Raw genomic sequence first — 14,471 nt, 5'->3', positions numbered from 1 at the left:
AGGATGCGAGCAGTGATGCAGATGAACGAGTAGTGTTTGAAATTGAAAATCAGTAGGAAAAGTAATTATGGAAAATTCAAACCAAATATCCCAATGTCAGACTCTTTGGGCTAGAAATAAATATCTGGTTCTCAGTCATTCCAGTAAGATCTATCTGGAAATCCGCAAATATCTAAAAAGCGACTCGGTGGAAGCAGCACATGTTCAAGGCTTGATTGACCAGGCGGTAGCCTTGCCTGAAAATCGTGGTCAGGTCAGCAATGCCTTTCAGCATATATGGGGCTATTTTAAGAAAAAAGCGAGTACGACTGAAAAAGAAGATTTTATGCATCTTTTGCTTCGTTACCAATCCGGTCAGGCTGAGCAGAAAGACTTGGTAACAGCTGTAAGGAACCTGCTAGTCAAGTATCCCAATCCTTATCTGCAGAAATCCACTTTGTTATTTGGTGATGAAGAATGAGGAACTGAAATCAAGGGGAAAGAATAAGCTTGCTCGTCTAGTAGCTTTGAGGGGTGTAGATGGTAAGAATAATTTGTTAGGCTCATAAACAATATTATTTTGACTGGTTTCGATACAGGCTCCACCTCGAGCAAAACGTGTCTTTAAGGTATGATTGGAGAAAAAATGTTTTTTACTTATCAGGGAAATAAATTATATTATAAAGTGATTGGTCAAGGAAAGCCAGTCTTGGCAATTCATGGTTTGGGCTGTTCATCTGAATTGATGGAAGGATGTTTGGAACCTATTTTTGAGAAACATGCTGACTATAAAAGGATATATTTAGATTTGCCTGGCATGGGTAAGTCTGATGCCAATCCTGCTTTTGCAAGTGCGGATGCGATTTTAGAGATGCTCTTGAACTTTATAGAGACTGTAATCAGCGGACACACCTTTCTCTTAGCTGGAGAGTCTTATGGTGGCTATCTTGCTAGAGGAATTTTGGCTAAGAAAAGGTCGGAGATTGATGGTTTGCTGCTTATTTGTCCAGTAGTTGTACCCAATCCGCAAGAAAGAATTCTGCCAAAAGACAGCCTGCTAATTAGAGAGGTAGGTTTTGATACAGCAGGCAAAAGCGAAGATTTCGTTGATTTAGCGATTTTACAGACTAAAGAAACTTATCGACGGTTTGCAAAAGAAATCCTAGTAGGGCTTCAGATGATGAATGCTCCCTTTGTCCAAAAGCTGCAAGAAAACTATGCTTTTTCGTTTGAAGTGGATCAAGAGATACAGGAAAAGAGCTATGACAAGCCCAGTCTTTTTATAGCAGGAAAGCAGGACCAAGTCGTGGGCTTCCAGCAGTTAGCCCAGCTGTCTCACTATTATCCAAGGGCAACTCATGCTGTAATGGATCTTGCTGGCCACAATGCACAGATAGATCAAGAGGCTCTCTTTACGGCCTTGGTTGAAAATTGGCTCAAGCGAATTGAACTTTCCTGATACTCCAAGATTTAATATGTTGAACAGATGTAGATGAAACTGGAGTTCATCAAAGAGATCTAATTCAGCTCACAATTGATTTTAAAAGCATAGAAAAAGCGGTCATACCGCTTTTTTTGCTTATTATCCCCAGAATTTCTGGGCGATTTCTTGGCCTTGTTTGATTTTGGCCCATTGTTGTTCAATGGTGAGTTCGTTTCCAGAGTCACAAGAGGCGAAGCCGCATTGGTGGGAGAGCAGGAGACGCTCTTTTGGTAGAACGGTTGCTGCTTTCTCGAGGAGGTCTAGGACACGCTTTTCATCATCCAAGCCTGTCGTCTTACTAGAGAGCAGTCCTAAAACGACTTCTGCATCCTTGTCTTTAAAAGCTGCTAGAGCTGATACATCACCAGCTACATCGCTGTCCCACTCTAGGAAGTAGCGATCATAGTGTTGGTCGCGCAGGAATTTTTCCGCGATAGCTTCGTAGGTGCCTTCAGCAGCAGAACGGCTTTCGTAGTTGCCACGGCAGTTGTGGGTCCAGACAGTCAGTCCTAGCTCATGAGCGTAGTCTACAACTTCGTTATTAATAGCGACAAACTCGTCTGCCAGGTCAGCCAGACTAGCATTGCCCTCCGCAAAGAAGCTAGCAGGATTGGACTCGTCAAAGAGTTCCCAGAGGCAGTCGTCAAACTGGATAATCTGTCCGCCAGCAGCCTTATAGTCGTCCAAAAACTCTTTGTAGGCTTGAATCAAGCCTTTTTTCAAGTCTTCATTGGACTCATAAACTTGTCCCGGTCCTGCCAAGCGGTCAAAGACAGCTAACTCAGTATAAGCATGGGCAGGTCCCCAGACAGTCAGCTTGGTATCGTCACCAGCAGCCTCTTCCTTGACTAGCTTATAAATCTCGATAAAGTGATGGTTTTTACCAGAGAGTGGCGCTGTGATGCGGATACCAATATCCTTACGGGTCTCGTATTGCCCGCCGTCGTGGTCCTTGAAGGTATAGCCGTGGTCAGCAATGTAGCGCTCGATTCCCTTAAGTCCCCAGACAAAGTCCAGATGCCACATAGACTTGGAGTATTCTCCATCCGTCAGGATGTCAATACCCTTAGCCTTTTGCTCAGCGATAATCTCCTTGATGTCTGCTGTCTCCGTCTCATGGTAGCCTGGGAAGCTGTCGTAGAAGGGATATTGAATATCATCGCGGTGCTCAATTTCTGTTTTATACTGGCGCAGATTTTCTGGGCGCAGAAGAGATCCAACTAGTTGAAATTTTGATTTTGTCATAAGATTTCTCACTTTCATTAGGGATTACGGTCTATTGTATCGAAAATTCCTCGGCAAATAAAATAGTTAATTATACTGGTAGAGTATAGCCGAAAACTATTGCTAGCGCTTCCTAAAATTTGTCTTTCAAGATCAAAGAATCTTCTCCATCACTGTTTCCTGAGCCTGAAGCCCTAATCGCTCATAGAAACGCAGGGCTCCAACATTGTCGTTCCAAACATTGAGAGTCAGATTATAGCAGCCGATTTTTCGAGCATAGTCTTCTGCAAAGCGATAAAGCTGCTCGCCGACCTTTTGCCTTCTGGCTTTCTCATCCACACATAAGTCCTCAATAAAAAGTGTTTTGATGGGATTGAGTATAGGACTGACAGGTTCCTTGATGGAGCAAAAGAGGTGACCGAGGATTCCTCCAGTTTCATTTTCAAAGACAAAAATAGGGGTGGATTCTTGACCCAGAATCTTCTCTAATTCTTCATTGCTAAACTTGCTGCCCTTGGCCTTGAAAATGTCCGGACGAGCCTGATGGTGGACAAGCAAGATTTGCTGAAGGAGTTCTTGGAGTTCAGGAATATCGCTGACTTGGGCTTTTCTGATTGGCATAATCTTCTCCTTTTATCTTTTTAAGAATCATTATACGACAGGGAACTATTTTGTCAAGTTAGCTCGGGAAACCTATCAGAACAATTGGCGTCTGAATAGCAAAGTTCAGTCAGAGTGAGTCATTTCCTTTAGATGTATTTTCCTTATGGTAAAAACTGCTTTTTCTTGACAAATGAAACAGACAAGTGTAGAATATAAGTATAAACTACAAATGTAGAAAAAGGAGAAAGCGATATGACTATTACAAAAAAAGCCTTTATCGGAATTCTATCTCTGACAGCAGCAGTCCTATTGGCTGCCTGCTCAGGCAATACTAACCAAGGAGGGAATACTAGTTCATCACAGAATACACAAGGCCAAACATCACAATCTGCGCAAAATCAGACTTCGCAGTCATCAGCTGCATCTTCCTCTAATCAGCCTTCGTCATCATCAAATACAGGGCAGGCTACAAATCTAGATGGGCGCTACCAAGCAACCGACCATGATGGTGACCAGCATGTCCTAGAAATCAATGGTTCGACTGGTACTTGGACTGAGACCGAGGTCGATGGCAGTAAGGAAATCAAGCAGGTACAAGTAGATAGTGCTAATCAAAGACTGATTGTTGGCGATGATGTCAAAAGTTACCGCCAAAATGGCAATCAGCTGATTGTGGATGAATTGGATGATGATCCAGACACTATGACCTTTACTAAGCAGTAAAGTGCTTCTCATTCTGCTCAGGACAACAGGAAGAGCAGTGAGGAAATCTAACTAGGAAACTCTGAGAAAGGAGTTTCCTTTTTTATGAGAATTTTATCGTAAATGATACCAAAAATTTGACTTATGGGGTGCCCTAAGTTGTATAATAGTTACTATAAAGATATCAAAGGAGAAGAAACGATGAAATCAGCAGTTTATACAAAAGCGGGCCAAGTTGGGCTGACTGAGATTGATCGTCCGCAAATCATTGAGGCAGATGATGCCATTATTCGGATTGTTCGGACCTGTGTCTGTGGCTCTGATCTATGGCGCTACCGCAGTCCAGATATTGAAGCAGGCCATCAAAATAGTGGGCACGAAGCGATTGGAATTGTCGAGGAAATTGGCGATGCAGTAACGACTGTTAAACCTGGCGATTTTGTTATTGCTCCATTTACTCATGGATGCGGGCAATGTGATGCCTGTCGAGCAGGATTTGATGGCACTTGTGATTCTCATATTGGGAATAACTGGTCAAATGGGGTGCAGGCAGAATATATGCGCTTCGAATTTGCGAACTGGGCTCTTATCAAAATCCCTGGTCAGCCCTCTGATTATACAGAAGGAATGCTCAAATCACTCTTGACACTGGCTGATGTCATGCCAACCGGCTATCATGCTGCGCGAGTGGCAGATGTTAAGCCTGGTGATAAGGTGGTCGTGATTGCTGACGGAGCTGTGGGACAATGCGCTGTTATCGCAGCTAAAATGCGTGGCGCTTCCCAAATCGTTCTTATGAGTCGTCACGAAGATCGACAAAAGATGGCCTTGGAATCCGGTGCGACAGCTGTTGTGGCAGAACGTGGCGAAGAAGGAATTGCCAAAGTCCGTGAAATCCTTGGTGGCGGGGCAGATGCAGCTCTGGAATGTGTTGGAACAGAAGCTGCTGTTGATCAAGCTCTAGGAGTCCTTCACAACGGCGGCCGCTTAGGCTTTGTCGGTGTGCCACACTATAATAACCGAGCACTTGGTTCTACCTTTGCTCAAAATATTACAGTGGCAGGCGGAGCAGCCTCTGTCACGACTTACGACAAGCAAATATTGCTCAAGGCAGTTCTTGACGGCGATATTAATCCGGGGAAGGTCTTTACTTCAAGCTACAAACTGGAAGATATCGATCAAGCTTATAAAGATATGGATGAACGCAAGACTATTAAGTCCATGATTGTCTTTGATTAGGTAAAGAAGAAAACAGCCTTGCTGCGGTCTCTTTAAGATGGCAGTGGGCTGTTTTTGCATGGCTTGGTAGTTCTTTTCATGAAAGGAAATTCATTCTTTATGCTCTGTGCACCAAGTTATCCATCTTGACCATTCGGCAGCCAGGTGGAGCTGGTGTTCTTTGATAAGGCTGTCTGGACAAAGGCCGGGAAATTCGACGCAGAATCGGGCTTCTAGGCCTTTTTCTGTGTCGCGAAATTGATGGCGAATTCCACCGATATTGCAACCATTTGCTAGACTGGCAGCACCGACAGTTTGGAAGGGATAAGACGCATCACGAGGCTCCTCTATCTCAGCTTCACCACCAAGGTCAAGAAAAAACTGTGTCGGTAGCGGGCTGTTTCCTGCTGTCTCAATGACTTCCAGTTTGCTGCCGTACGGCTGCAAGGCATAATGGTCTGGACAGGCACCAAGATTGACTCGTTTATGAACATTTGTCTTTTCTAACATCAACTTTTCTAGCATTTTACTGAAAGAAGCAGCAGTCAGTCCATTTGCAAAAATCGTGATGATAGCTCTTTTTCGTGGTTTATTGGACCATTTGGCCGCCCATTTCATCAAATATTGGCTCCATTTGAGTTTGGTTCCGATTTGCTGGATTAGCTCTTCGTATGTCAGCTTCATTTTTGCTTCCAGTAGGGCTTGGTCTAAAATCTCCGTGTTGTCAGTATTAGGTAGCTGTAGATTAAGTATCTTAGCTGCTTTAAGGATTCTCTGCTTCCGCCATTGCTCAATTCTTTCTTGACTGACTTCCTTTTGATTGATCATAATCTTCATTTTTTGATCCTCTTGTTCTTGTCTTCTGCTTATATTTATTATATAGTGGAAGCTGGATGGCATACAAGCATCAATTTTAGAGAGACTGTTGCATTTTGAGGTGAATGACATGTATGAGAAAAAAAGAAGAAAGACAGAAAAGCAGATAGAGGATAGCTTGCTGCAGCTGATGAAAGAGCAGACTTTTGAGACTATCAGTATTCGCCAATTGATTGATTTGGCAGAGGTGAATCGCAGTACCTTTTATCGTCATTATTTGGATAAATATGATCTGCTGGAGAAGATAGAAGACCGCTTGCTAGGTGATTTGCAGACATATTATCAAAAGTCTCTAGAATCTGCCTGCTTGTTCAAGTTAGAAAAGGATTTTAAAGTGGAAGACTATATCCATGAGAAACAAAATCTTTTTCATTTTTTTGAGCCTTACTTGGAAGACTTGGCCATTCTTTTGGGTCCAAATGGCAGTCCAACTAGTTCGAGGCGGTTGCAGGAAGCTCTGAGGGAGATTTTCTGGCAGAGTATTTCCTTGGCTGATCCACATTTAGAGGAGGTTGAGGTGGACTTGCTCCTGAATCATCAAGCCGTGTCCTTTATGGGAACACTGACTTACTGGCTGGCTCATCTTCGCTATAAGGCTCAGCAAATGAGTGATTTTCATGCTAGGGTGACCTCTGTCGGTCTGGCGGGCTTTGTCAGAGAGCATATGGAGGGGGATTGACAGGATAGTTTTTCCAGCTTGCTTCTTTATGGTATAATAGTCTCGAATATCTCAAAGGAGGACAGTTTTGTTTTTAGCTTTTAAAGAGATTGTCTACAGCCGCGGACGCTATCGTTTAGTGGTTGCTGTGGTCTTTCTCATTACCTATATGGTTTTCTTTTTATCTAGTCTTTCCGTCGGTTTGGCTAGGCTCAATCGCTTGGCTTTGGACCAATGGCATGCTGAGTCGATCGTCTTGTCAGAGTACGCCAATAAGAATCTAATAGCTTCGACTCTCAAGGAAGAGGAGTACAGTCGCCTGCTTCAAGGGGGCTCAATCGCTGCTTTGGGACAGACGTCAGCAGTGGCCAATTATGAAGATGGGACTGATAAACTCAATGCTCAGGTTTTTGGTCTCTCTTGGGATAGTTTTCTAGCGCCTGACATTATTGAGGGACGTCCTGCTGAGAATGCTTATGAAGTTATTGCGGATAAGCGTCTGCAGCAAAAAGGTGTGAAACTAGGCGACCAGCTTCAGCTTAATGGCAGTGAGCGCCTCTATCAGGTTGTTGGTTTCACAGAGGATAATAGCTTCTTTACGCAACCTGTAATTTTTATGGATCTAGATGATTTCAGGGAATTAAAGTACGGCTCTAGTCAGGTTAAGAATATCAGTGCACTTGTGGTCAAGGATGGTCAGAAGATTGAAGAAGCTGGACTTAGTCAGCTCTCTATGAGTGATTTTATAGAAAATATCCCTGGTTATCAGCCTCAGGTACTGACTTTTTCCTTTATGATTGGGGCCATGGTTCTGATTACATTTTTGGTATTGGGAATTTTCATGTATATTATTACCATCCAAAAGACGCATCTTTACGGTATTATGCGCGCCCAAGGAATTGCCAGTGGGAAGATTATTGCTTCTATTTTTTGGCAGATTTTCATCCTGTCCACTCTGGGAATCAGCTTAGCTGTCTTGGCTCTCTTGGGAACCCAGCTAGTCTTGCCGGCTTCTATGCCTTTTTACAGTGACTGGAGAGCTTATGCTGGTTTAATTATCCTCATTGTTTTCATGTCACTGGCTGGCGGACTCTTGTCCATTCATCGGGTTCTGAAAATTGACCCTATCACAGCGATTGGAGGTGAGTAAATGTCAATCATAGAACTAAAAGGGGTTACAAAAGAATACGGCCAGGGGCATACGCTAGTCCAAGCTCTGAAACCAACTGACTTCCAACTGGAAGCGGGGCAGTTTGTAGCTATAATTGGGCCGTCAGGCTCAGGTAAAACAACCTTTCTGACCTTGCTGGGGCATCTGCAAACTCCCTCAAAAGGACAGATTCTGCTGCATGGGAAAGATACTTCCCAGCTCAAGGAAAAGGAACGGGCAGCCCTGCGTTTCAATGATTTCGGCTTTATTTTGCAGGCTTCCAATCTCATTCCTTTTTTGAAAATCGAAGACCAGTTCCAGCTGATTGACCGCTTATCTAAAAAGGAAAGGACGGATCTAGACAGTCTGATTGAGCTGCTGGATCTACAAGGAACACTCAAGCAGTATCCGAAAGAATTGTCCGGCGGAGAACGGCAGCGGGCTGCTATCGCCCGAGCACTATACAATAGCCCAGATATTATATTGGCTGATGAGCCGACAGCTAGTCTGGATACGGAGCGGGCCAAGCGCGTGGTCCATCTGCTCAAAGAGGTGACCCAGAAATTCCATAAGAGCGTGGTCATGATTACTCATGATACCCGCTTGCTGGACGAGGTTGACAAGGTTTATGAGATGCAGGACGGAGTACTGACTCAAGTTCGATAAAGCGTTAGAAGCTTTAGGCAATCAAACAGAGAAAAAACAAGGAGATAGCCATGATTCATTATAAAATAAATCCTCAGCTAGATTTTGCGGCAGTGCTAGACCTCTACGCTTCGGTTGGTTGGAGCAATTACACTAATCGACCTCAGCAGTTAGAGCAAGCCTTCCATCAGTCCTTGTTTGTGATGGCGGCCTATGATGGTGAAGAGTTGGTTGGTTTGATTCGAGCGGTCGGAGATGGGCTTACCATTGTCTTTATTCAGGATTTGTTGGTGTATCCGCAGTACCAGCGTCAGGGGATTGGCCGGAGCCTTCTTCAGCAGACGTTGGGAAGATTTAAGGATGTTTACCAAATCCAACTGGCAACGGAGCAGTCAGATAAAAATCTAGCTTTTTATCGAGAGCTCGGCTTTCGCCGACAGGAAGATTTCGACTGTACTGGCATGATTTATGCACCTGATAAAAAGTAAATTTTTAGAGGAGCTTGTTAATAAGCTCCTTTTGTCATGTTTACAAGAAAAAAAGGAATAGAACTAGACCGATGAAAATATTTCTCGGTCTTTTTTGTTTTTCCTTGACACTTAAATTGTCAGAATTTATAATAAAAGAAGAAAGGCGATAACAGTGTTATCGAATTGAAAGCATGAAAAAAGAAACAGATGAGTTAAACGAAAAAATCTTGGAAAGCGCGAGGAGTGAGTTCTTAGCTTATGGCTATCAGAATGCTTCACTGCGGAGAATTTGTCGCGCTGCTGGCTTGACGACTGGGGCTCTTTATAAGCGCTATGAGAGTAAGGACAGTCTCTTTGTTGCCCTGCTTGAGCCTACTCTGACAGCCTTAGACCAGTATGGACAAGAGCAGAAGCGACGTGACTATGCTTTCCTAGAAGAGGGGCACCTGTCTGATATGTGGGCCCATCGCTTGGTGGATCTCCAGTCCCTGATGCGGATTCTCTATGAACATAAGGATATTATGCAGCTCTTGCTCTTTAAATCTCAGGGATCTTCGCAAGCGGACTTTAGGATGCGTCTGCCTCATTTGGCTGCAGACGAGACTTATCGCTATTTGGAGCTGGCTTACAAAGAGGGGAAGATCAATCATTTGGTCAAACACGAGTTTCTGCGATCGTGCATGACAGCTTATTACACTGCTGTATTTGAGCCCTTGGCTCAAGACTGGCCCCAAGAGCAGGCGCTGGAATTTTGCCATTCCATCATGGACTTGTTTGACTGGGGAGGTTTGCTAGGTTTTTGATAGAAAGAAGGAAATTCTATGAAGAAAAAATCTGTCCTTGCTTGGATCTGGGATTTTGTTTCCCTTCATAAGATATATTTTGTGCTCAGTCTGATCTTTGCCTTTGCCTCTGTGATTTCAGGATTTCTGCCTTATTTCTTTATTGGTAGAATGATTAATCAGCTCTTGGCTGGCAATAAAAACTGGGATTTCTACCTGCTGCAGTCGGCATGGGCGGGTCTGGCCTGGATTGGCTACTGGGGATTTCACGGTATTTCCACCATGCTGTCGCATACGGCTGCTTTTAAGATTCTAGCGGAAATGCGGCACCGCCTGACAGACAAGCTAGCTAGGCTGCCTCTGGGTACAGTGCTTAGTCAGTCATCAGGAAGTTATAAGAACATTATCGTTGAGCGGGTGGATGCGACCGAAACGACCTTGGCTCACCTGATTCCAGAGTTTACCGCTGGGATTTTTGGTCCGATTATTGTGCTCATTGCTATGCTGGTTATTGATTGGCGGCTGACTTTGCTGTCTTTCCTGACTATTCCCATCGTGGCGCTGGCCTATATGCGTATGGTTGCCAATAGCGAAGCAGACTATCAAAATACTCTGGTCAAGACCAAAAAGCTCAATGATACAGCGGTGGAATACATCAATGGGATTGAGGTTATCAAGGTTTTTGGCAAGGAAAAGTTCTCTTACGATAAGTTTGTGACGGCTGCTAGAGAAGGAGCAGACTGCTTTATTGAGTGGATGCGCAAGTTCAATCTGGAGATGGGCATTGTGACTGCATTTTTGCCATCAGGCTTGCTTTTTCTGCTGCCGGCTGGCTGTTATTTCTATCTGCAAGGTAGCTTGACTGCTGGCAATTTCATTCTGATGATTATTCTTTCGCTCAGTCTTCTGACTCCTCTGATTTTAGTGGCTAGTTACATGGACGATTTACGGAAAATCGGGACTATTTTTGGCCAAGTCATTGATATTCTGGAAAAGCCTGATTTGAAAAGGCCTCAGGAGCTGCGAGAACTTCCAAAAGGAAGGGATCTAGTTATGATGGATGTCAGCTTTGGCTATACAGGTGAAGAGGAAGTACTGCATGGTATTTCGCTAGATATTAAGTCTGGCAGCATCAATGCTTTAGTTGGGCCATCAGGCTCAGGTAAGTCTACAATTGCCAAGCTTCTAGCTTCTTTCTGGGATGTCACTTCTGGTCAGATTACCTATGGTGGATTGGACATTCGCCAGCTTCCGCTAGATTATTACAGTCGGCAGATTGCTTACGTGACCCAGGATAACTATCTCTTTGATGAGACTATTATGGAAAATATCCGGATGGGAAATCCAGCAGCTTCTGATGAAGAGGTCATCGAAATTGCCCGTCGCTGTGGCTGTTATGACTTTATCATGAACTTAGAAAACGGCTTTGAGACGCAGGTCGGATCTGGCGGCGGGCATCTATCTGGTGGTGAGCGCCAGCGGATTGCCATCGCCCGTGCCATGCTTAAGGATGCGCCGATTCTTATCTTGGATGAAGCGACTGCTTATACAGATCCGGAAAATGAAGCGCGGATTCAGTCCAGTCTAGCTCGTCTGATTGAGGGTCGGACCTTGATTGTCATTGCTCACAGGCTGTCTACGATTATGAGTGCAGACCAAATAGTTCTGGTCAATGATGGTCGGATTGAAGCTAGAGGCCGGCATGAAGAGTTGCTGACAGCCAGTCCGCTTTATGCTTCCATGTGGCGAGCCCATATTGCAACCAGGGATAGTGGTGAGATGGAAGGAGGGCTGACTCATGCTTAATATACTGAAGAAATTCTTTGATTTCTGTACGTCAGAGGACCGTAGGAAATTTTATCAATCCATTTATCTGGGCGTCATCAAGTCCTTTATCATCGCTCTGCGTATCCCAGCAATCGGCCTAGTCGTTATGGGACTGATTGAGAAGAATCTCTCTATGCAGACTTTCTGGCTGGCTCTGGGTATCATGCTGGTATCCACCGTACTAAACGTCTGGATTACCCTGAAAATCACCATGTTGCAGACGGAAGCGGGCTATCATACCTGTGCTCAGAAGCGGATTGAAATTGCCGAGCACATGCGCTATCTACCCATGGGTTACTTTAATCAAAATAGTTTGGGCAAGATTACCAGTGTTACGACCAATACGCTGGAAGGTTTGTCTGATGTGGCTACGCGAGTGGTTATGATGACTGTGCAGGGATTTCTGACAACTGGCCTCATCACTATTTTGGTTTTTCTTTATGACTGGCGGGTTGGTCTGGTTCTCTTGGTGGGTCTCGTCCTCTTTCTCCTGCCCAATACCCTCATGCGTTGGCAAGTTGGCAAGATTTCTGATGACAAGTATCAGGCGGATATGGACCTAGTAGCCGTTGTTTTGGAGTACAGCCAAGGAATTGCTGAAGTAAAGAACTATAATCTGGTCAACCGTTCTGCCAAGAAGCTGTCCAAAGCTATTGAAGGCAAGAGTCAGCTAGATACCAAAATGACACTCGTGACCTCACCTTTCATTGCCCTCCAAGGCATCGTGACCAAACTGACCGGTCTCTTTATGGGGCTTTTCTCTATTTATTTTTATCTCAATGGCAGTATGGAGCTGCTGGTAACCATTATGATGATTGTCAGTGGTTTTATGATTTATGAAAATCTAGACGGCGTTGGCTCATTCTCTTCTCTCCTGCGCATTGTTGATCTGTCGGTTGACATGGTCAATCAAGTCTTGGCTATCCAGCCGATGGACATCAGCGGTCAGGATATTGAGCCTAAGAGTAGCCGGATTGAGCTGAGAGATGTTAGCTTCTCTTATGGGAATAAGAAAATTATTGACCGGGTTTCCCTCACCATTCCAGAAAAAACGACAACTGCCCTGGTCGGACCTTCTGGATCAGGCAAAACAACGCTCTGCAATCTCATCGCCCGCTTCTGGGATGTGGATCAGGGAAGTATCAGTCTGGACGGGCATGATGTCAGGGATTACAGCTATGACAGCCTGATTCGTAATTTCAGCTTTGTCTTTCAAAGCGTCTATCTCTTTGAGGATACCATTGCCAATAACATTCGTTTTGGCAAGCCGGAGGCCAGTCAGGAAGAAGTGATAGAAGCTGCCAAGAAAGCAGCCTGTCATGACTTTATTCTCTCGCTGCCTGATGGCTATGATACCAAGATAGGTGAAGGAGGTGCCAGTCTTTCTGGAGGTGAGCGCCAGCGCATTTCCATTGCTCGGGCAATTATCAAGGATGCGCCTATCATCATTATGGATGAAGCAACAGCCAATGTTGATCCAGAAAACGAAGAAGCTCTCATGCAGGCTATTCAGGCTCTGACTAGCGATAAGACCATTATCATGATTGCCCACCGACTCAAGACAGTTGAGCATGCAGATCAGATTTTGGTGCTGGATCAAGGCCGCATTGCCGAACAAGGCAAACACCAAGACTTACTAGCTAAACAAGGCATTTACAGTAAGTTTATCCAAGAAAGAAAAACTGCTGCCAGCTGGCGGATTGAGATGGGGGAGTGATAACCTGAAACAGCAGGCCAACGGCTTGCTTTTTTTCATCTGATAAAAGAATGGTATAATAAAACTATCTTTGTTAATTAAAATAAGAGGGGGTCCTATGTTTAAATCGAAAAAGTGGATTTTTATTCTTTTCATTGTTATTGCCCTTCCGATTCTTATTATAAATCTACCATTTTTGACTAAGCCTCAATATAGTAACGATGGTAAGTTTATTCTTGAGCATCAAGATTCTATCAAAAAAAAGATAATTGAAAACTTGGATTTCGAAAAGAAACGTATAAAGTCTGTGACACTTTTGCCAGGTTCTGCTAGCGGAGAGTATGACAATGGCGGTGACGTGAGTGGGAATTATCATATCTATTTTTCAGCCTACGTCAATGATAATAAAGAACAATCATTAAGAGCGGAATTGTCTTTTCCAGATGCTGGCATTGCACCCTTTACTTTTATCCATCCTAACCCTTATAAAGACAAAAGTCAGGATATGAGTACCTGGTATATGAGCGAGATTGAAATATCGGAAGACTCTTCTTGGGATTGGAAGCGAGAGCAGGATGAGGCAAAGGAAGCCTTGTATAATTTTTCGAATGCTCTTGCTGATTCAGGAGAGAATATCGTGTATCGGGTTCAAAAAGAAAGGGCGACTCGTTTCTTTAATGAATGGTTGCAAGTACATCAGGAAAATTTCAAATCAGCGATTCAATCAGAACTGTATAGGGAACTTCCAGAACTCGAACAATCATTGGGAAAGATTCAAAGTATTCGTCTGAGTGAATATCAAGCCTATTTTCCATCTTCTTCTAGAGAACTTAGTTTTGATATATCCTTTGAAAAATACCCTGAAGAAGTTGCAACCATAAAAGGAGTGGTTCGTTCTCAGAGTGAACAATCTATCTTTCAAGGTTCTTCAGCGTCTGCATCTATAAGTTTTGACAATGGACGTTTTGTCATTGATTCTGAGAATGATTCAAAGCTATATTCCATTTTTAGTAAGAGTAGACTAGGAAGCAGCGCAGGGGACATATCTTATTACCTCCCAGAGGATCATGGACATAGCATTTTAATTCCGTGAAAATCGAGCAAGCCAATGGCTTGCTGTTTTTCATTTATTGGCAGGAATGGTATAATAGTTGATAG

The 14,471-nt window shown here is 43.9% G+C and carries 15 protein-coding genes; 12 read left to right on the top strand and 3 right to left on the bottom strand.

Annotated features, from left to right (window positions below):
- Positions 1-67 precede the first annotated feature (67 nt).
- Complete coding sequence (locus FOC72_RS05810; protein WP_002895806.1) at positions 68-460, top strand: YbgA family protein; 393 nt, start codon at positions 68-70, stop codon at positions 458-460.
- A 150-nt stretch (positions 461-610) separates the two neighbouring features.
- Positions 611-1,438, top strand: coding sequence for an alpha/beta fold hydrolase (locus FOC72_RS05805; protein ID WP_002895805.1), 828 nt, complete (start codon positions 611-613; stop codon positions 1,436-1,438).
- Between the two features lie 123 nt (positions 1,439-1,561).
- On the opposite strand, the gene FOC72_RS05800 is transcribed toward FOC72_RS05805, so the two are convergent.
- Together FOC72_RS05800 and FOC72_RS05795 are read right to left on the bottom strand one after the other, a co-directional pair.
- Positions 1,562-2,707 (bottom strand): cobalamin-independent methionine synthase II family protein, encoded by a 1,146-nt coding sequence (locus FOC72_RS05800; protein ID WP_032914186.1) that lies wholly within the window; start codon positions 2,705-2,707, stop codon positions 1,562-1,564.
- A gap of 132 nt (positions 2,708-2,839) precedes the next feature.
- Positions 2,840-3,307 carry a GNAT family N-acetyltransferase gene (locus tag FOC72_RS05795; protein ID WP_002895803.1) on the bottom strand — a complete coding sequence of 156 codons (468 nt, stop codon included), beginning with the start codon at positions 3,305-3,307 and terminating at the stop codon, positions 2,840-2,842.
- A gap of 234 nt (positions 3,308-3,541) precedes the next feature.
- Between FOC72_RS05795 and FOC72_RS05790 the strand changes: the two genes are divergently transcribed.
- Together FOC72_RS05790 and FOC72_RS05785 are read left to right on the top strand one after the other, a co-directional pair.
- Positions 3,542-4,012, top strand: a complete 471-nt coding sequence (locus tag FOC72_RS05790; protein WP_002895802.1) for an SP_0198 family lipoprotein — start codon at positions 3,542-3,544, stop codon at positions 4,010-4,012.
- Between the two features lie 180 nt (positions 4,013-4,192).
- Positions 4,193-5,230 (top strand): zinc-binding dehydrogenase, encoded by a 1,038-nt coding sequence (locus FOC72_RS05785; protein ID WP_032914184.1) that lies wholly within the window; start codon positions 4,193-4,195, stop codon positions 5,228-5,230.
- A 90-nt stretch (positions 5,231-5,320) separates the two neighbouring features.
- Here FOC72_RS05785 and FOC72_RS05780 read toward each other — a convergent pair whose 3' ends face one another.
- On the bottom strand, positions 5,321-6,046 hold the full coding sequence (locus FOC72_RS05780) for a hypothetical protein (RefSeq protein WP_002917414.1): 726 nt from the start codon (positions 6,044-6,046) through the stop codon (positions 5,321-5,323).
- Positions 6,047-6,155: 109 nt separating this feature from the next.
- Between FOC72_RS05780 and FOC72_RS05775 the strand changes: the two genes are divergently transcribed.
- The 8 genes from FOC72_RS05775 to FOC72_RS05740 all read left to right on the top strand — a co-directional run bounded on the left by FOC72_RS05775 (position 6,156) and on the right by FOC72_RS05740 (position 14,406).
- Complete coding sequence (locus FOC72_RS05775; RefSeq protein ID WP_002895799.1) at positions 6,156-6,764, top strand: TetR/AcrR family transcriptional regulator; 609 nt, start codon at positions 6,156-6,158, stop codon at positions 6,762-6,764.
- 67 nt (positions 6,765-6,831) lie between these two features.
- On the top strand, positions 6,832-7,893 hold the full coding sequence (locus FOC72_RS05770) for an ABC transporter permease (RefSeq protein ID WP_002895798.1): 1,062 nt from the start codon (positions 6,832-6,834) through the stop codon (positions 7,891-7,893).
- Positions 7,894-8,559 carry an ABC transporter ATP-binding protein gene (locus FOC72_RS05765; RefSeq protein WP_002895797.1) on the top strand — a complete coding sequence of 222 codons (666 nt, stop codon included), beginning with the start codon at positions 7,894-7,896 and terminating at the stop codon, positions 8,557-8,559.
- A gap of 50 nt (positions 8,560-8,609) precedes the next feature.
- A complete protein-coding gene (locus tag FOC72_RS05760; protein WP_002895795.1) occupies positions 8,610-9,026 on the top strand; it encodes a GNAT family N-acetyltransferase in 417 nt (138 codons plus the stop codon).
- 173 nt (positions 9,027-9,199) lie between these two features.
- A complete protein-coding gene (locus FOC72_RS05755) occupies positions 9,200-9,811 on the top strand; it encodes a TetR/AcrR family transcriptional regulator (protein ID WP_002895793.1) in 612 nt (203 codons plus the stop codon).
- Positions 9,812-9,829: 18 nt separating this feature from the next.
- The gene (locus FOC72_RS05750; protein WP_002895792.1) at positions 9,830-11,596 is read left to right on the top strand and encodes an ABC transporter ATP-binding protein; all 1,767 of its coding nucleotides are present in this window, start codon (positions 9,830-9,832) and stop codon (positions 11,594-11,596) included.
- Entirely contained in the window at positions 11,589-13,334 is a 1,746-nt protein-coding gene (locus FOC72_RS05745; RefSeq protein WP_002895789.1) for an ABC transporter ATP-binding protein, read from the top strand. Before FOC72_RS05750 ends, FOC72_RS05745 begins: the two co-directional genes overlap by 8 nt.
- Positions 13,335-13,431: 97 nt before the next feature.
- The gene (locus FOC72_RS05740; protein ID WP_002895788.1) at positions 13,432-14,406 is read left to right on the top strand and encodes a hypothetical protein; all 975 of its coding nucleotides are present in this window, start codon (positions 13,432-13,434) and stop codon (positions 14,404-14,406) included.
- The last annotated feature ends 65 nt before the right edge of the window (positions 14,407-14,471 follow it).

This window comes from Streptococcus sanguinis (assembly GCF_013343115.1).
In the GTDB taxonomy this organism is placed as follows: Bacteria; Bacillota; Bacilli; order Lactobacillales; family Streptococcaceae; genus Streptococcus; species Streptococcus sanguinis_H.
Note: the sequence above shows the minus strand (reverse complement) of the source record. Positions and strands in the feature narration are given on the sequence as shown.

Excerpts from the sequence above, each read along its gene's own strand:
- FOC72_RS05810 (WP_002895806.1), top strand. The coding sequence starts at position 68 with ATGGAAAATTCAAACCAAATATCCCAATGTCAGACTCTTTGGGCTAGA.
- FOC72_RS05805 (WP_002895805.1), top strand. The coding sequence starts at position 611 with ATGATTGGAGAAAAAATGTTTTTTACTTATCAGGGAAATAAATTATAT.
- FOC72_RS05800 (WP_032914186.1), bottom strand. The coding sequence starts at position 2,707 with ATGACAAAATCAAAATTTCAACTAGTTGGATCTCTTCTGCGCCCAGAA.
- FOC72_RS05795 (WP_002895803.1), bottom strand. The coding sequence starts at position 3,307 with ATGCCAATCAGAAAAGCCCAAGTCAGCGATATTCCTGAACTCCAAGAA.
- FOC72_RS05790 (WP_002895802.1), top strand. The coding sequence starts at position 3,542 with ATGACTATTACAAAAAAAGCCTTTATCGGAATTCTATCTCTGACAGCA.
- FOC72_RS05785 (WP_032914184.1), top strand. The coding sequence starts at position 4,193 with ATGAAATCAGCAGTTTATACAAAAGCGGGCCAAGTTGGGCTGACTGAG.
- FOC72_RS05780 (WP_002917414.1), bottom strand. The coding sequence starts at position 6,046 with ATGAAGATTATGATCAATCAAAAGGAAGTCAGTCAAGAAAGAATTGAG.
- FOC72_RS05775 (WP_002895799.1), top strand. The coding sequence starts at position 6,156 with ATGTATGAGAAAAAAAGAAGAAAGACAGAAAAGCAGATAGAGGATAGC.
- FOC72_RS05765 (WP_002895797.1), top strand. The coding sequence starts at position 7,894 with ATGTCAATCATAGAACTAAAAGGGGTTACAAAAGAATACGGCCAGGGG.
- FOC72_RS05760 (WP_002895795.1), top strand. The coding sequence starts at position 8,610 with ATGATTCATTATAAAATAAATCCTCAGCTAGATTTTGCGGCAGTGCTA.
- FOC72_RS05755 (WP_002895793.1), top strand. The coding sequence starts at position 9,200 with ATGAAAAAAGAAACAGATGAGTTAAACGAAAAAATCTTGGAAAGCGCG.
- FOC72_RS05750 (WP_002895792.1), top strand. The coding sequence starts at position 9,830 with ATGAAGAAAAAATCTGTCCTTGCTTGGATCTGGGATTTTGTTTCCCTT.
- FOC72_RS05745 (WP_002895789.1), top strand. The coding sequence starts at position 11,589 with ATGCTTAATATACTGAAGAAATTCTTTGATTTCTGTACGTCAGAGGAC.
- FOC72_RS05740 (WP_002895788.1), top strand. The coding sequence starts at position 13,432 with ATGTTTAAATCGAAAAAGTGGATTTTTATTCTTTTCATTGTTATTGCC.